This is a genomic window from Pseudomonadota bacterium (assembly GCA_026390555.1).
Lineage (GTDB): Bacteria > Bdellovibrionota_C > UBA2361 > UBA2361 > OMII01 > OMII01.
The window spans coordinates 1-17849 of record JAPLFS010000055.1; the positions used below are offsets into that span (position 1 = coordinate 1).

15 protein-coding genes are annotated in these 17849 nt (G+C 51.0%); 9 read left to right on the top strand and 6 right to left on the bottom strand.

What is annotated here, in order from left to right:
• Positions 1–412: 412 nt before the first annotated feature.
• Positions 413–637, bottom strand: a complete 225-nt coding sequence (locus tag NTV65_07350) for a hypothetical protein (GenBank protein ID MCX6115012.1) — start codon at positions 635–637, stop codon at positions 413–415.
• 111 nt (positions 638–748) lie between these two features.
• A complete protein-coding gene (locus NTV65_07355; protein ID MCX6115013.1) occupies positions 749–2359 on the bottom strand; it encodes a peptide chain release factor 3 in 1611 nt (536 codons plus the stop codon).
• Between the two features lie 182 nt (positions 2360–2541).
• On the opposite strand from NTV65_07355, the gene NTV65_07360 reads away from it, so the two are divergent.
• From NTV65_07360 to NTV65_07375, 4 genes are read left to right on the top strand one after another with little or no spacing between them, the layout of a single operon-like run.
• The gene (locus NTV65_07360) at positions 2542–3039 is read left to right on the top strand and encodes a peptidylprolyl isomerase (protein ID MCX6115014.1); all 498 of its coding nucleotides are present in this window, start codon (positions 2542–2544) and stop codon (positions 3037–3039) included.
• A 9-nt stretch (positions 3040–3048) separates the two neighbouring features.
• Complete coding sequence (locus NTV65_07365) at positions 3049–3312, top strand: YheU family protein (GenBank protein ID MCX6115015.1); 264 nt, start codon at positions 3049–3051, stop codon at positions 3310–3312.
• 19 nt (positions 3313–3331) lie between these two features.
• Positions 3332–4372 (top strand): putative zinc-binding metallopeptidase, encoded by a 1041-nt coding sequence (locus NTV65_07370; protein ID MCX6115016.1) that lies wholly within the window; start codon positions 3332–3334, stop codon positions 4370–4372.
• The gene (locus tag NTV65_07375; protein ID MCX6115017.1) at positions 4369–5382 is read left to right on the top strand and encodes an ATP-grasp domain-containing protein; all 1014 of its coding nucleotides are present in this window, start codon (positions 4369–4371) and stop codon (positions 5380–5382) included. The genes NTV65_07370 and NTV65_07375 overlap by 4 nt, the downstream gene beginning before the upstream one ends.
• 25 nt (positions 5383–5407) lie before the next feature.
• Here NTV65_07375 and NTV65_07380 read toward each other — a convergent pair whose 3' ends face one another.
• Entirely contained in the window at positions 5408–7759 is a 2352-nt protein-coding gene (locus NTV65_07380) for a hypothetical protein (GenBank protein ID MCX6115018.1), read from the bottom strand.
• A gap of 583 nt (positions 7760–8342) precedes the next feature.
• Between NTV65_07380 and NTV65_07385 the strand changes: the two genes are divergently transcribed.
• Entirely contained in the window at positions 8343–8786 is a 444-nt protein-coding gene (locus NTV65_07385; protein ID MCX6115019.1) for a DUF3592 domain-containing protein, read from the top strand.
• Here NTV65_07385 and NTV65_07390 read toward each other — a convergent pair.
• Positions 8717–9046 (bottom strand): hypothetical protein, encoded by a 330-nt coding sequence (locus tag NTV65_07390; GenBank protein ID MCX6115020.1) that lies wholly within the window; start codon positions 9044–9046, stop codon positions 8717–8719. The genes NTV65_07385 and NTV65_07390 overlap by 70 nt on opposite strands.
• 153 nt (positions 9047–9199) lie before the next feature.
• Here NTV65_07390 and NTV65_07395 point away from each other — a divergent pair, with 153 nt between their 5' ends.
• From NTV65_07395 to NTV65_07405, 3 genes are read left to right on the top strand one after another with little or no spacing between them, the layout of a single operon-like run.
• Positions 9200–9655: a hypothetical protein gene (locus tag NTV65_07395; protein MCX6115021.1), complete on the top strand. Its 456-nt coding sequence runs from the start codon at positions 9200–9202 to the stop codon at positions 9653–9655.
• Between the two features lie 8 nt (positions 9656–9663).
• A complete protein-coding gene (locus NTV65_07400; protein ID MCX6115022.1) occupies positions 9664–10200 on the top strand; it encodes a hypothetical protein in 537 nt (178 codons plus the stop codon).
• Entirely contained in the window at positions 10200–10613 is a 414-nt protein-coding gene (locus tag NTV65_07405; GenBank protein MCX6115023.1) for a hypothetical protein, read from the top strand. The genes NTV65_07400 and NTV65_07405 overlap by 1 nt, the downstream gene beginning before the upstream one ends.
• Positions 10614–10621: 8 nt before the next feature.
• Here the strand turns inward: NTV65_07405 and NTV65_07410 are convergent, their stop codons facing one another.
• Positions 10622–12352 (bottom strand): hypothetical protein, encoded by a 1731-nt coding sequence (locus tag NTV65_07410; GenBank protein ID MCX6115024.1) that lies wholly within the window; start codon positions 12350–12352, stop codon positions 10622–10624.
• A gap of 45 nt (positions 12353–12397) precedes the next feature.
• Positions 12398–14371, bottom strand: a complete 1974-nt coding sequence (locus NTV65_07415; protein ID MCX6115025.1) for an adenylate/guanylate cyclase domain-containing protein — start codon at positions 14369–14371, stop codon at positions 12398–12400.
• 133 nt (positions 14372–14504) lie between these two features.
• Between NTV65_07415 and NTV65_07420 the strand changes: the two genes are divergently transcribed.
• A complete protein-coding gene (locus tag NTV65_07420) occupies positions 14505–17840 on the top strand; it encodes a tetratricopeptide repeat protein (GenBank protein MCX6115026.1) in 3336 nt (1111 codons plus the stop codon).
• Positions 17841–17849: the final 9 nt, after the last annotated feature.

Sequence of the window (17849 nt, forward strand, 5' to 3'; positions counted from 1 at the left end):
AAAGTTAATCCCTATGACTGGCTCAAAAATATCTTCCAGGTCATGCGCGCACATTCCGTAAATAAAATCCACGAGCTTCTGCCGCATAATTGGGGCAACGTCTTAAGCGCCTAAATGAGATGGGGATGGGGGGACGGATACGTCTATACCAACGCCAGCTGGAGAACGTAGTAGCAATACCCTCACATCGAGCGCTGTTAGAAACGCATCCGGAATTCGCGCCTCATAGTGTGCAAGGAGTGTCTTAATGAAGCTCTCTTCTCCTCCGAATCCGGTCAGTAGGGTCAGGTCAATATCATTTGTGGTGCGAAGATCTCCCCATCGTTGCAGGGCGAGTCCTCCTATAAAACAGAGGGAGAAACCCTATTTAGTTAAAAGGCTTGAAGCGCCACTACTTCTTCAAAGATATTCTTCATGAAAAAAGGGTCTTACGAAACACTCGTTGTTGCTCGATAAGTCCCGAGGAATTAGAGGGCTGTCGCTGCTCAATGCAACGGGTAAACGCAGGAAGAAGCGACTGTAAGCCCTTAACTGTATAGATCTTGGGCAGCTCACGCGCGCGCAGATCCTCTAGCACCTGAGAGGCGCGCTTACAGGCAGATATACGTTTCTTAGCATCGTCTGCTTGATTACGCATAAGTTTAGTATATCAGAAGCGTGAGTGAGCGCTAACATTTTTCTTAGTAAGTAGTTCAGATTATCGCAGCTATTTACAGGGTCAGATTGCAGAGCAATCTGGGGTAAATAGTTAAATAAAATCAGGGAACTCATGGCCCTGATTCTTCTCGCGCACGTACTTCTTCTCCCAGTCTGCGCTTAATAGCAGCACAGTGCGATCACGCGCATCGAGCGCTAGAAATGAACCCATCGGAAGGACTAATGTCTTTACATCCCCAAGAACGTAGACGCTATGGCGGTAGGGGAGATAATCTATCGCCGAGGTAACCCCGTACTCCTCCTTTAACCTAAACTGCAACACCTCAAACTGAAGCTTTCCGACCGCAGCAACCAGGGGTGGATCCTTTGGATTCTTTAGCGAGCGTAAAATCTGTACAGCACCCTCATACGCCAGTTGATTGATGCCCTTGTCAAACGACTTATGGCGTAAGACATCAGTTGGACGGATCTGTGCTACGATCTCTGGGGGAAACTGCGGCATAGGCTTAAAATTAAAGCCCCCCTCAAGTGAAACTGTATCGCCGATAGCGAACGCACCTGGATTAATTACGCCGATAATATCGCCTGGAAAAGCCTCCTCAACGGTGCTTCTATCCTGCGCTACGAGGCTATACGAACGGGAGAGTCGAATATCTTTGGCAGAGCGGTGATGCTTTACCACCATGTCGCGTTCGAACCTCCCGGAACAGACCCTCAGATACGCCATACTATCCCGATGACGGGGATTCATATTGGCCTGAATCTTAAAAACATAGGCTGAAAAAGGGCGCTCAATCGGATTAATTCGTACTATCTCACCAGCGCCGTTTATCGCCTCATAGGGGTGCGGGGGCGGAGCAAGCTCTGAAAATCGGTCGAAGAACGGCTCCACTCCGAAATTAGTTAGGGCCGAACCAAAAAAGACCGGCGTGACCTCTCCGGCCAGGAATTTTTCGTTGGTGAATGGATTACCAGCCGTTGCAAGAAGCTCCAGCTCTTCATTGAGTTGCGCATACTCCTCCTGCATGAGTGCGCCACTAGCTAACGCTTGATCGAGGCTTAAAGATTGATAGCTCGCCCTGGCTGCGCCGCCCTGCTCTGATTTTGTAAAGAGCATCACCTCACGCGTAGCGGGATAAACAACCCCCTTAAATGAGCTGCCGCTACCGATCGGCCAACTAATAGGAGATGCCAGGATTCCAAGCACCTGCTCAACCTCCTCCAGCAGCTCTAAGGGATCTTTGCTAGATAGATCCATCTTATTGATAAAGGTTAGGATCGGGGTGCGCTGCATACGACAGACCGCGAAGAGCTTGCGGGTCTGCGCCTCGACGCCCTTGGCTGCATCGAGCACCATCACTGCGCTATCGGCAGCCGTGAGGGTTCTGTAGGTATCTTCGCTAAAGTCCTGGTGGCCCGGCGTATCGAGCACGTTAATAATAGAGCCCTTGTACGGGAACTGCATGGCCGAGGCTGAGACCGAGATTCCACGCTCCTGCTCAAGGGTCATCCAGTCGGAGCTTGTAGCGCGCCCACCCTTTCTGGCGCGTACCATTCCTGCCACGCCGATCTGACCAGAATAAAGCAACAGCTTCTCGGTCAGGGTTGTTTTCCCGGCATCAGGATGGCTGATGATAGCGAAGGTCCTGCGCTTGGCTGTATGAGCTGCTAGCTCTTTTGTGGAAACGTCACTACTCACCATATTTTATAGTCATAATCTCTAACATAGTCGGAGTTTTATCGCACCTTTTTGTGCCGATCTTCGCTAAATTTGCCCGCTTAAGGGGTATTTCCCTAGCCCTAGGGCCCTGTGCTAGCCTTTGTACATTAACTAGTCTGCCGTGCTGCTGATTAACTGTGGCATAGCCATCGATAGGAGCCCTTATGAAAGATCTGCTGCTAGTATCAAAGGACACCGTAGTGTCGTTTCATTACACGCTTAAGAATGGAGACGGCGAGGTACTTGACTCATCTCAGGGTGGAGATCCACTTTCATACCTACACGGCTACGAGCAGATCGTACTCGGCCTTGAGAAGGCGCTGGTCGGCAAGACCGTGGGCGCGACGTTAAATGTTGTAGTAGCTCCCGAAGAGGGTTACGGCCCACGCCGCGAAGATCTCGTGATAACCGTCCCGCGTGAGCAATGGACCCTTCCAGATACAGTTGGGATAGACGAGATAGTGGAGCTTCAATCTGATGAGGGACAGAGCCTCCCAGCTCGCATAGTCGATATGCAACCTGATTGTATTATGCTCGATGCAAATCATCCTTTAGCTGGTGTGGTGCTACACTTCGATGTTGAGCTAACAGAGGTACGACCTGCCAAAGACGAGGAGCTCTCACACGGGCATGTGCATGGTCCAGGTGGACACGAGCACTAAAAGCGCTGTGTGATTATCCCGTATTCACTCCTAAGCCCAGCCGTACTGCAGGGCGTAATTGAAGACTTCGTACTTCGGGAAGGAACCGACTACGGAGAGCACCCGGCCGGTGCTCCGACCCTTGAGAGTAAGGTTTATCAAGTAAGGCGACAGCTAGAGCAGGGTGATGTAGTAGTGGTGTTCGATCAGGCCTCAGAGAGCTGCGATATAGTAAGCAAGGGTAGCGCCCGCTATAAAGCGGCGCTGATCGTAGAAACAACGCAGCAGGAATAGGAATAAGCGGGGTATCTGCATGTTAGGAGACTCCAATCAACGCTTAACACAACCACACTGGGCCGAGCTCCCAGATGAAGAGCTGCTCAAGATCAATATGTGCGACCTTGAGCTCTCTATCGAGGGCACGCCACTCGAGCACCGTATTGCGCTTATTAGACAGGAGCTGCGAGATCGCAACATACTTTTTGAACCGCACTTCTGGCTCTCTGACGAGTGGTTCTGCGCTGATGGTATACCCGGCATAGCTATTCCTTTCTATCTGGCGCACCCACGACTCGAGAAACTTGAGCGAGCACAACTCCTGGAGGTTGAGGGGGGCGAGGAGGCTTGGTGTCTAAAGATTTTGCGCCACGAGGTTGGGCATGCTATCGAGAACGGTTTTCGTCTAAGGCTTCTAAAGCAACGCAAAAAAGTCTTTGGAAGATCGTCTCTTACATATCCTGAGTACTACACCCCCAAGCCGTACAGTAAGAGCTTCGTCCTACATCTAGATCCATGGTATGCGCAGAGTCATCCGGACGAGGATTTTGCAGAGACCTTTGCCGTATGGCTTACGCCAAATTCAGATTGGCGCGAACGCTATAAGGGCTGGCCGGCCATAAATAAGCTCCTCTACATGGAGCGGCTAATGGGTGAAATCGCTGAAAAAACAGCGCCCGTACAGAACAAAAAGCTGCTTGACCCGCTACGCTCCATTAAAAAGACCCTTGCAGAGCACTATGCTATTCGAAAGGAGAAGTACAGCAAAGAGACCCCATGCTTTTACGACAAGGAGCTACTCACCCTATTTTCTGATCAAGCAGCATTTTCCAAAAACCTGCCTGCCTCAAGCTTTATTAGACGAAAGAGGCGTTTGATTCGTTCAACCGTTTCTCGCTGGACGGGAACCTATCAATATACTATCGATAGGGTACTTGAGGCGATGCTACGACGAGCCTCGGAGCTTGGCTTGCGCTTGACCCTCTCAGAGGAGGAGACTATCAAACAGTTTACGGTGCTGGTTACAGTTCAGACCATGAACTACCTGCATAGCGGAAGACACAGGGTTGCCCTATGAAAAAGCTCCGCATCCTCTGCCTGGCACACGAAGACCTTACCCCTCCTGAGCATGTGTCGAGCGATGCTGACTTTCACAATGAAGATTGGCGTACCGAACAATACGTGATCTCAACGCTTAGAGGGCTAGGACACGAAGTGACGATGCTTGGCGTACGTTCCGATCTTGAGCCTATCCGCACGACGGTCAGGGAATTTAAGCCAGATATAGTATTTAACCTGCTAGAGGAATTTAACGACCAACCGCTCTACGATCAAAATGTTGTTAGCTTTCTTGAGCTAATTCAGATCCCGCATACCGGATGCAATCCGCGTGGCATGATGTTGGCCCGCGATAAGGCGTTAAGTAGAAAGGTCTTGAGCTACCACCGTATACCCGGCCCAGATTTTGCCGTATTCCCAAGGGGTCGCAAGGTGCGACGCCCGCGCAAGCTCACATTTCCGCTCTTTGTAAAATCTCTGCTTGAGGAGGCGTCGCTTGGAATATCAGCCGCATCCGTCGTTGATAACGACAAGGAGCTGACGGAGCGTGTTGCGTTTATGCACGATAAGCATAATACGGACGTCATCGTAGAGGAGTATATCGAGGGCCGCGAGCTGTACGTTGGCATTATCGGGGAGGCGCGTTTAACGGTCCTTCCAATCTGGGAGCTTATTTTTGAAAATATGCCCGAGGGCGCGCCGCTAATCGCGACACGTCGGGTTAAGTGGAACGCCAAGTATCAGCAGAAGCACGGTATAGTAAGCCGAGCCGCCACAGACCTTTCGCCAGAGCTGGTGCTTCGCATCGAAAACATCTGCAAACGCACCTATCGTGCGCTTGAGCTCTCCGGCTATGCGCGTATCGATCTGCGCCTTAAGCCAAGCGGCGAGGTCTTTATCCTCGAAGCAAATCCCAATCCAGAGATCGCGAGCGGCGAGGACTTTGCCGACTCAGCTAAACAGGCCGGCTACTCATACGAGGAGCTACTGCAGAAACTTGTAGCACTTGGACTTAGGCGTAGTGAATAGTTTCGGCATATAGATAGCCCTACAGTTAATCAGTATCTATCTCCAAGACCCGGCGCTTTAGCTGGCTACGGGGCACTATACGCAGATCCTGAAACGAATTCATAAAACGTGGCAGTAATTCGTTCAGCCAGATAAGCTCTACATCTAGTGTAAGCACCGGATAGCTGCGATCGAAGAGCGCAAATGGAAGATCATGAATACGACATTCAAGGCTTCTAAGATCCAGTACGAAGTCTCCATCCGGCGAGTCAGAGTAGCTCAGAGTTTTCGCTGTAACCAGCATCGGATCGTGCTCTGATACCGGGCCACCCTCGGATTTAAGATACAGATGCCATTTTAACGCATCAAGCAACGGCCCAAGCGATGCCTCGTTAGCAACTAGATCTCCCTCATTTTCTGCCGGGGCAGGGGCCTGCATTAAGATCGAAGAGTGGTAGATCTCTCCCTGCGCAGAATTATCCTGTCGAAGCGAGTAGTCGCAACCAAGGCCGTACTCACCTGCAAAGCCCTTGTGGACCACGGCATGCGCAAGCCGAAACAGATCAAACAAATTAAGTGTCTCCATCAGATACCCAGCTATCTCTTGACCAATGCCGGAGGCCATCGTTAGGGGTGAGCCAACATCGACCGCAATGATTTTATCGCTCCTATTCTGTGCAAGAACTTCCTCTGGCAGTAACCCCATCCCATTTATATCTTGAACAGAGGAATTAATTTTGGCAGGATTCCAGCTTGACTGCCAATCCTTAAGGCAGGGGGAGAGCCTCTTCAGTAACCATGCGGAATCAACAAGCAGGGCCTTAATTAGGGATGTATTGTGGTGGTGATCGTTAAAGATCATAAGGGAGTAGTGTTGCGCAGAACCCCGACCGATGGCGATAGTATGCTCTGCAGGCCCATGAATAATCATTACTCCTCGGCATAACACAAGCTTCAGCTTTGTGAGATCCTCTATCTTACTGGCGAGGGATGGCCAGGCTTTTTTGTAAGAGATAAATGGATCTGTTGGACTATTAGGATCCATAACGAAGATCTTTTCGGTGGCGAGATTACTAAGCACTATCCCACTTCCTGGAAATCCTTCGTTGCTACTAGCATGTACGAGTTGGAGAGCTCCCAGTTCAAGACCAAATCTACCCAGCGGGCTGACCGTCTCATACGGCAGGCGCTTAAGGTCAAAACGGAGCGAATTTGCATAACCACGGTGAAGATCAGCTAATCGTCTATGGATCTCGTGTCGGTATGTGTTTGTTTGGCTCTCAACTAAGCCACCTGTAAGATCCCCCAGCAGACTCCAGGATACCTGCTGAGACTCGCTACGTTCGTAGCAACTAGCGAGCAAGCGCGCAAAAAGCTGTCCGACATTAGCGGCTCCATCCTGCTTAAGTGTCTCAATAAAGCTGCGACATGCCTGTTCATTCGGAGGTGTAGTAATCCAAGCTTGCAGGGCGGCGCTCACCAGCTCCGCAGTGTTTTGACCCGCGCGCTCTTGTGTCAGTCGTGGGATCGCTATAAGAAACGCCTCAATAATTATGGGGTTTATCTTGCTCTCAATAAGCTTAATAAAGCACCCAAAGAGTATCCTTGGCGACTCGAACCCCGCGGCTAGTGAGCAACTAACGAACTCGCGGCAGCGCTGCCACAAATGCGGATTATCTGCTTTTAGGTGGCTCATACTGGCTGAGAAGGTTCCCAGCGTCTTTAAGCGATCACGTTGGCCTAATTCTTTCTCTCTACATAGAAGATCCCTTAAAAGTTCAATATCTTGTAGCTCAGTATCCCTATTAAGCATGGGAGATAGCGCAAGAAAGACCCGCTGCTGTTGGCGAACAGACACGCTACCTAGAATCTCTCCAATGGCAGAGATAAGCGCTCCATGCGCAACGTTACGTAGCTGTGGTTGATTAAGCGCAATTGCTACCAGAGACTGAAATTTGGCGCTACCTCCTCCATCAATTTCTCCCTCACTACCACAGAAGAAACGGCGCTCCGTATTGAATGTTGCCAAGAGATCTTGCAGCGAGAGCTGCGAGGCGTGGTGGCACTGCTCTCTCACATTGATAAATAGGGCAGGAAGCAACTCTAGCTGGCCACCCTCGACTATAACCTTATCGATCGCCCCCCGGAGCAGATTAACGTCATTACTCATTAGTTGATGAGCGCCTAGAGCTATAATCTCTCTAACGATAGCCTCGCTAGGTATTTTGCGCTCATGACAGCTCTGAGTAACGTTAGCAGCTAACTCTGCTAACTGATCGATCTGAAAAGAGCTCTCTAGCGGATTATCGGGCAAGACAAGTGATAGATCCCATGAAGGAACCTCGCCTACCAGAGCCCGATTGGGCTCTGGTAATTTAAACTCTCGGCTCTGTTCCAAGTTGTTCCAGGTTAGCTGCCCCTATGGACAGTAGCGTAACACTTTATAGATTTCAGCCCAGTAGTTTTTAGGGTTCCTCACCGATAGGTGTGGGTACATTAGATGGAAAACCCCTGCGCGGGAACGTGAACCGCTTCCCGTTACCTGCTCCCGCTCCGATACCGACTAACCATTGAAAACCAGCTTTGACAGCATGGCCGCCAAATGGAGGTTGCGGCGCGGCGCAACTGGTTGACAATATCGCTATTTCTATTCGGGAGGAGGCGAATAACAATAATAACCTATTCAGTAATTCTACCGCCTTTTGATAGACTTCGAGATTTTCATGACAAAATATATCTTCTATTAATCGGTTCTTTTCGAAATAAGTTTCCGCTACCGGTGCGGGAGCAGGTAACGGGAAGCGGTTCACGTTCCAGCGCAGGGATTCAGCATCCATTATCTTACATTATTCGACCGGCTTTTCCTCCAACTGCCGCGCATAGTTATGCCATCATCCAGTAGCCTCCCACCCACGCTTATTGGTGAGGAACCGTTTTTAGTACTACCATAGATCGCTATTCTTGCTTATCTTAGTCTCTATATGCGCAGCATACTTATTATTATCGGGATCATACTTATCCTTATCGGTGGACGCGACGCCTTTAAGCTCTATAGCTTTATAAATAAAGCCGAGTCCGTAGAGGCATTGGTGATGGTAATAGAAGAGCTACGTGGCTCACCCAAGCCCCGACAACGAACACCGCTACACGTTGAGTACAGATTAAAGAACGGCTCTCAATACCGATCGATCACCCACCTCCCACTTCTACAGAGGATAGAGCAGGGTGATACCATTAAGCTGTGGGTAGACCCCCTCAATCCACAGGACGTACGACTGCCACTACTCTCTGAGCACCTAGCGCGACCGCTAACGCTGATAGTGATAGGGCTTGTGCTAATGATAGGAGCAGGCTTCTACTCCTCGAAATCACCACCATCATCACCCATATCATCCAAAGCTCCGGCGGAGTCCTCCTCTACGTGAGGCACGATAGCCTGCAGGGTTTTGGTGTCATCTAGATCGTCTTCATCATCACCATCGTCGTTATCAACGTGTAGCTGAGCTGTTGCGGCAGCACTCGATGGTGGAACAAGTGGGATCTCGATTATATTGGGGTTAATAGGTGGCACCGCTAGATCCAGATGCTTGGCTGACTGGTTAACGGCGGTCTCGGCAAACACAGGAGCGCACTCCACCAGCACCATTGCAAGTCCGAGTACTATATATGTGTATGTCGCTTTCATGCAGTTTCCTTATTTATTACCCACTATAAATACGCCTATTGCCTCATCTTTGCTCGCTCTCGGGGTTAGATCAAGGGCTTACCTTAACCTTAATATTGTGCAGCTAATCGCGCCAGACTAGACTAAAGATCTATAATTTTGGAGAGGGTCACCATGAACCATATAAAGCTTATATCCCTTGTCGTACTTAGCCTGCTGAGCGCCTGTACGGGGGCTCAATACCACCGTGACGCAGTCTCTGCCGACAGAAAATCCGCCATCACCGTCGGACAGGTGCAACGTGAGGTGCGGGTCGGTATGTCGGGAGCTGATGTGGCAGGGGTGCTAGGCTCACCTAACGTAGTTACATCAGACGAGGATCGACGCGAGACCTGGATCTACGACAAGATCTCAACGGAGCGGGCCTACTCTAGCGATTCTGGTGGAATCTCGAGCCTTATCCTTGGGGGAGCGGAGGTCGGAGCTGGATTAGTTGGCGCGGGTCTTGGCTCATCGTACGCAGCGAACAGCGGCGCTTCCGCCACAACGCAAAAAACCCTAACTGTTATAATTAAGTTTGATCATAACAAGCGGGTCAGGGACTTCGCCTATCACTCATCACAGTTCTAGAAATAGTTATGCGTTTACCGTTTCTATTGCTAGCTACTATCGCCAGCACCGTACTCCCTGCTCTATCAGGGTGCTCGTACCATATTCCGAAGGAGGCCCTGACGCTACAACCTGAGGCGGCCTCGCTACGTCGCCTTCAGACCCGCCGCTTCGATACCTCAGACGAATCGGAGCTGCTGCAAGCCTCACTCTCGGTGCTTCAAGATCTCGGTTTTGAGCTCGATGAATCTGAGGCCAAGCTTGGGCTCCTTGTGGCATCAAAGAATAGGAACGCTACGGACGCCGTGCAGATTACCAACAAGATTATAGTCGGTGTTTTTGTGGGCACCAATATCCCTGTAGACGTTACACAACGTATCAGGATCTCTCTAGTAACTCGCGCCATGAGCCCAAGGGAGTCCACCGTTCGCATCACCTTTCAGCGTATGGTGTGGAACGACTTGGGCCAGATCTCACGGATTGAGAGCTTAGAGGACCCTGCACTCTACCAGGAGTTTTTTTCAAAGCTCTCTAAATCACTTTTTCTTGAGGCTCACAACATCTAATGAAAAACCTAATGTGCGCTACCTTCGTTCTCACCCTCTGTAGCGGCTGTGTGCCGATGAACTCCGGCATATTAGATTCGGAGCAATCTCAGGTTCAGCTTCGCCAGATCCAGTCACGTGGATTTGATACGCAGGATCGTGAAAAAACTCTGCGCGCCGTTATTGCAACTTTGCAGGACCTAAGTTTCGTTGTTGATAAGGCCGACCTTGAACTCGGAACCGTCAGCGCAACTAAGCTTGATGGCTACTCAATGCGCATGACCGTTTCGGTGCGGCAGCGTGGCAATCGCGAGATAATCGTGCGGGCTAACGCCCAGTTTAATGACCGTCCGGTGCTCGATCCACAGCCGTATCAGAGCTTCTTCGTGGCGCTCGAGCGCTCGATATTTCTAAGCTCTCACTCGGTCGACTAACGCATACCCTACTCAATTACGAAGGTCTCCTTCGGGCTGTACTTACTCTTAATAGCGGTTCCGCTCGATGTTTCTCCCGTTACGCGATAACGTACGGTATAGCTGCCAGGGGAGAGCTTGCGTGCTGTAATCTGGTTGCGAGTTGTATTTCTAATGATCCTAGTTTTGGGTCTCGCTAAGCGGATCTCTACGTTGTATTTCACACTCGTAGCGAAGGTGCCAACGCTTAATGATCCTATATTAGCATCCGAGAACTCCTGCAACGTGAAGGTTGCCTTTCTCGAGGTAATCGCGATATCTGGTGGAGCGCCTAGAATAACGCCGCTAGTAAGTGGGGGTGGTGGCACATCAATATCAGCTCGATAGATCGGTGTATTAGTGCCCCCAGCCCCAATACTATTTAAGTTAAAGGCCCGCGAGGTAAACGATGTCCTGACCGCAAGCGAATTAAATCCAGCTCCACCGATTGAGACCTGGGCACTTGTATCGTCACCAGCCACTCCGCCTGAGGTAACGCTAGTACGAAAAACCTCTCCAGTGATCACGTTCTTTATGTAACTCTGCGCAAAGTTGCCGGTCGGACCCTGGGCAAGGTTCGTACCGGTATCAGAGAACGCCACATAAAATCCGTTCGGTGATATCCTGGCGCTTGTTGCTCTACCGTTACTGAGAGCTCCGTTAATAGATGTGTTGATAACTGTCGGAACTTTATTCATGCTGTTACTAATAGTGGCAACGGCATTAGTTGTACTACCGCCCAGATTAGAAGCCTGGGTTAGAAAGGTGCGAATATCACCCCGAAACGATAGGCTTGGCAGAGATGAATCACCATTACCAAGGGTCCCATCTGCAGCCCTACTAAGAACAAAGGTTTGCTCATTCCCCATGCTGTTCAGAAAAACCTGCTTGAACCCTCCGGAAAAATCTTCATCCCGTACCAAATTTGTAGCTGCACTGGAAAACGCTAAGTAGCTACCGTTTCCACTTAATACAAGATCAAAGCAATCCGCATCGGGCCGAATCCTAGGTGTCCTAATATCTTCAACAACGGCGAGACCGTCACGTTGTATCTTTACGCTAGCACCAAACGGAACCATCAATGGTATTAACCCTCCTACAACATCAGCTGAGAGAGCGATATTTGTAGCTTGCGAAAGAAAGCCTATCATAAACTTGGGAGGATTTGATGGAACAACCGTTACCGAGGGGAATCTACTCTCACCGTTACCGCCAAGCAAAGGAACTGGGTTTCTGGAGGCATCTAATGCGCGCGAAATAAGGATAGTTTCGCCGCTAGGCTCTAACCTCATATATATCTGCGTAGGGTTTAGACTCCCGCTCGGTGGTGGTGGTTGGTATCCGCTAACTATATCTCGTGCGTTGGATGCAAATACGATCGCATACCCACCATCTGGAAGTATGGGGCTAATAGCCGGATCCTTCGAATCGCCACTAGGAAAGCCTCCTGAGCTGCCCCTGCTTACCAGGGAAATAACGCCCTTAACGCTCTTAAAAATATCAGCAAGTTGGTTATTGTCATCTGCAACTAGGTTGCTTGCCTCGGAGCTAAATACGATTATATCACCGTTCGGTGCGATGGCCGAATTCTGACTTGCCCCGCTAGGTGCCTGCCCATCTATCGTAGTAGAAACGATCTGCGCCCCTGTCGTCGTAAGCTGCGCCTCTGCTGTTTGAACTACACAATAGAGCACAACGAGCGCACTAAAAATTATCTTCATAGCGTTACCTCCCACTTTTAAAGCTTATCGGTAGAATACAACGAGTTACTTAACCTCAAAATCCAACTCTCCAGCCCAGCCTTGTGGAAGATTAACCGATCGAAGCTCTTCTGACTCACCTTTGTACAACGATAGTGTTTTAGCCAGACGTCCATCCTGCAGCGCTATCTTGGCAAACAGCTCACAGCATTCGGGAAATTTTGCAGCGCTGAATAAAGCCAGCGCCCCATTCCAGTCAGCAATAACCCCCGGCTCAAGTGGGGGGTCGAAGACAGTAAAGAGCCGAACTGGCTCCGTCCTACCCTTTACCCTAACGGTAGCGATCGGCACGGCCCCCGCAAAGCCACCAGCATCCTTTATAGTTGCATCGGTCAAAAGGATACTCGTGCCGAAGTACTTATTAAGTCCCTCGACACGGGATGCTAGATTAACAGAGTCCCCGATCGCTGTGTAATCAAAGCGCTTTTGCGAGCCTAGATTTCCGACCAGCATCGGCCCAGTGTGAATACCGATACGGGTCAAGAGAGCTGGGAAGCGTTGTGTGGCGTTAAACTTCGCTAGCTCCTTCTGGATTGAGATGGCGGCTTTAATCGCTAGCTCTGCATGGTTAGGGAGCTTTATCGGAGCTCCCCAGATCGCAAAGATCGCATCCCCAATAAACTTAAGCAGCGTACCCTGATTCTTAAATACAACCTCGACCACCTCGGTGAAGTAGGCGTTGAGCATCTCCGATGTCTTTTCGGCGGGCATGCCCTCACTTATGGTTGTAAAGTCAGCGATATCGGTAAAGAGCGCCGTAATCCATAACTTCTCCCCTCCTAGCTTAAGCGCTCCCCCCTCAGATTGAAGCTTCGGAACCATATCTGGCGAAACGTAAAGCGAAAAGGCGGAGCGCAGGCTCTCTGCTGATCTACGCGCAGAGAGGTAGGAATAAAGAGCGCTACAGAGCAGGATAACAGGGAGTTCAATCAGCACTATCGGTGCACCGGCAAGGAAGAATCCAGACTGGATAGCAATAAAAGCTGCTACGCTCCAGAGCACTATTAGCCCCCCAACCATTGAGCCAAACACAACAGGCGAGACCGATAATGATAAAAAGGTAGCGCCTACTGCCAGTAGCGCCCCTAGGAGCCGCTCTACTATCGGAGGGGGTCTTTGTATCCACGAGCCATTTATAAGGTTGGCAGCTATCGTGGCATGCACCTCAAGGCCAAAGACTAGCGGGGGGCCGTAGGGTGAGACGTAGCTATCCTTCTGAGAGCCGCCGGTATCGGAGCGCATTAAGAGCCCAACGAAAACCACTGAATCCTTAAAGATCTCCTTAGAGAGATCGGCGTCCGCGCTCAACAGCTCCCAATAGGAAAATATAGACAACGTTCGACCCGGGCCGTAGTAACGGATCAGATCGTAGGGCCCCGGAAGCCCCACTGCATTAGAGTTAAATAGTCCAGCTCCGGCGTAGGCAAGGAAGGGGAACTTACGCTCCTGGTCTGAGCGTGCTAGGGGAAAGCTTCTGATAACTCCCTGGCGCTCCCGTAGCCCGATCAGAGCCTCCTTGGCTGCCTTTCGAAAGGGCTCAAACGGCTGCTCAAGATCCTCTATCATATATCCGCCACCCTGCTTCTGGATGTAGCGCATACTCGCTTCAACACCGATTACGGAGGGTAGTAGAGCCAATGCCTCCGCTAGCTCCTGATCGCTTTGTGGATCTGCCCCTGGGCCAACAAAGAGCACGTCGAACACTACCCTCTTGGCACCAAGCTCATGTAGTTTATGTAGCAATTTAGCGTGCAACCCACGCGGCCACGGTGGGCCGTATGGAACGTTTAGCTCCCGATAGCTGGCCTCATCGATAGCGATGACTACGACCCCTGGTGGTGGGGCATCTGCTCCCCGTATCTGAAGCCAAAGATCCGAGACCCGATATTCTATGTCATCGACCAGGGTCGTAACGGACGCAACGAGCATCGTGACGATACCAACGGAGATGGCGATAACAGAACGGATCCAAAACTTCATGCCTATAGTTTTAACACCACTCGTGCTGGCTGGCGACCGTATTTGTGCAGGCTAGATCGTATCTTGGTAGAGCTTGCCCTTCGGGCTATCCTAGTGGCGTTCGATAATTTGCCCACTAGTCGAGGTCTAAAAAGTGAACCGTATTATACTAGCTGCTATAATCATCTGCGCCGTTACTGTAACGCCCCAAGGGGCTGTCGCTCAAGAATCGGTCGCTAAGGTGTTCTCCCTGCAGGGCAGTGCAACGATTGTGCGAAACGGGGCGCTACTGCCTGTTAGTGAGGGGTTTGCAATCATATCGGGAGATGAGGTTCGGGTTGGCGAACCAGGGCGTATCGCCATGGAGCTAACGGACGGCTCCTACGTTCGGCTTCCTTCGGGTAGCATGATGAGGTTCCCTGAGAAGGGGGACTCCCTTAATCTTCTCGAAGGAGCGTTGCAATTCTTTAGTCACTCCGAGCACCATCCGGAGGTGATTACCGAGCACGTTACTGCGGCTATTAGGGGAACTGAGTTCTCTGTAACGACCGACAAAAATCAAACCGCTATCTCGATGGTCTCTGGCTCCCTTGACGGTGTTAGCCCTATGGGTCGAGCAGCACTCGCTGCGGGGCAGGGGGCGCGTTTTGCCCGTAATAAGCCACCAGAGCTGTTTACCATAATATCATCACAGCATTCCGTTCAGTGGAGCCTCTTCGTGCCGTTCCTGCCTAGCACAGAACCGGGAGCTCTCCCGGAGCCTGGCCAAAAGGTTGTCAAAAGCAAAGATCCCTGCGCCCCAGATAATGTGCAAAGGGGCCGCATGTTGGTTTCAAGTGGAGATCCAGAGGGCGGCGCTGCGTTACTAGAGTCTTGCGTAGCGAGCTATTCTAGCACCCCTGCACACGCCCTTGCGACTGCGAGCCTAGCCCTTGTGCGGCTAGCACAGGGCGATAAAAACGCTGCTGAGGGGCTTTCCAGCCGAGCTATTCTAGCAACCCCTGATTCGGCTACGGCGAGGCTAGCGCGTTCCTTCGTTCTTCAGGAGCGTGGAGATCTAGAGGGTGCCCTAGCTCTTATAAAAGGGGGTGCTACGCTCAACGACGATAACCTTCGTGCGCGTGAGGCCGAGCTGCAATTTATGTTCGGCAACGTAAGTGCTGCGAAGCAGCTCCTTGAAGGCATACCTGATCGCTCCTGGTACGCCGAGGCCATCTACGGCTTCGTATTACTGGGTGATAGATCGTTTGATCAGGCCGAACGGGCCTTTAAGAGGGCTATTCAAGCCGAGCCTGGGGCTGCTCTACCTCACGCTGGTCTCGGTATAGTTTCATTCAATAAAGGAGAGCTCGCGGAAGCTCGCAAAGATTTTGAGCGTGCTACGGTATTAGAGCCAGCACGCGCCATGTACCGCAGCTACCTTGCAAAAGACTACTTTGAGGATAATAACTACTCAGCGGCTAATCCGGAGTATGAGCGCGCAATTCAACTAGATCCAAACGATCCGACCCCCTATCTTTACCGCAGCTTTATGCGCGTGGCAGAGAATAATCTGATCGGTGCCCTTGATGATCTAGGTAAAGTACGAGAGCTTTCAGACAAGCGGGACGTTTATCGCTCCAGCTTTTTACTCGACCAGGATAGCGCCGTACAGGCCGCCTCTATCGGGCGGGTTTATCAACAGTTAGGTTTTAAGGAGAGGGGGCGTGTAGAGGCCGTAACTGCTCTCACCGATAACTATCAGAACGCGAGTGCGCATCGACTTCTCTCCGAGACGCAGGAGGACCTCTTTGCTGCTGACACGATCCTATCAGAGCGACGCATGGCGAACCTCTTTGCGCCGCTCAGTATCAACGTAGTCGACTCGATCGGCACCGGGGTATCTCTCAATGAATATTCGCAACTTCTTGAGCGGGACGGCTGGAGAACCGCCGTTAACTCATTCTATGATTCGCAGAACGACACCATGAAGAGCGGAGTGTTGAGCGCCTACAAGAATGAAAATATGGTCCTAGGGCTAAGCGCTGACGGTGTTGGCCGAAACGGCATCACCGAGGACCCGCGTGCCTCTGCCGGCAATATCGGCTTTTCGCTACAGAGCCAACCTAGTTGGAGCGAGCGTTTCTTACTGGAGGGGCGCGGGATTATAACGAACGAGTCGGACTCCTTTGAGAGTCGCAATGCTCTGAACGGTCACCTGAGTGCTGCGTGGCTGCACCGCTTCTCGGCAACGACAACTGCTATACTTAATTCGACCTACGATCGGGAGCGAGCTCAGCGCCATCTTCCGATTAATCCGAGCAATCCAGAGGCGCAGGATAACTATTTAGTTACAACGATCTTCGACAACATCTCTGAAACCACCAATGAGCTGCTGCAATCGGATAAGCGCGACAATCGTTACGAAACAAACGTTGTGAACGAGGCGCAGCTCATCTCTGATCACGGAGATGTTTCTTCTATACTGACCTATCGAAATACGGCGACCGATATCGATGCCTACGATCAAACAAGCACACAGCTTGAGTTTGCCGATGGCACTAGCCTTGATATCCCCCTTGAGAGTGCGGGGCCGGTCAACTTAAATGGTAATTCGGTCTCGTATCTGGGCGATCTTACTATTCAGGATGGCCTTCACCTTAATTTCGGCGGCGAGTTTGAGTCGATAGAGTTTGCACAGGACCCGCGCCTTCCTCCATATATACCTAACTCCCTTAGCCAGTCTTTATGGAGCCCCAAGGCAGGTATCGTATACAAGCCGGACCAAACCCTGATCTTCAGAACCGGTTACGGCGAGTCGCTCGGTAAGGGCACCAACACAGACCTCACCAGTATCGAGCCGACATTAATCGGCGGCATTACGCAGCGCTACAACGACCTTCCCGGCACAAAGGCGCAAACGTTCGGTGTTGGGCTAGATCTTCATCCCCGTAAGAGCACCTTCTACGGGGCAGAATGGACTAAACGGTGGCTCGATCTCTTACAGCAGGATACGGAGTACGATATTACTATAGACTTTGATACCTCCGTTATTACGAGGGGGGTTTCGGCTGGCGATCCTTACTCTACTACTAGTGGGCAGGATTTTGTGTCGGCCTATATCTACGAGGTTCTTAGTGAGCATCTAGTAGCCGGGCTCGATTACCGCTTTGCGATGCAGGATATTGCGGGGGACGATAGGTATACGACCAACGATCACCGTGGTAAGGCCTTCTCACGCTACTTTTTCACGCACGGGGTATTCCTGCAGGGCTCCTCGACATACCGCTACCAGCGCGAGAATAGCTACGACCAGGGGGGCTCGAATAGCGATAACGCGATGTTATTCGGGGCCGGTATCGGGTATAGGCTTCCAACCAGGGGCGGTATTTTACTGCTAGATGTGCAGAACATCTTTGGGGAGAATATAGATATTAATCAGGCTTCATACTTTAATGAGCCTGTATTTAGCGAACCAACCGTAGCGTTAACGGCTAATTTCAACTTCTAACAATCTGTA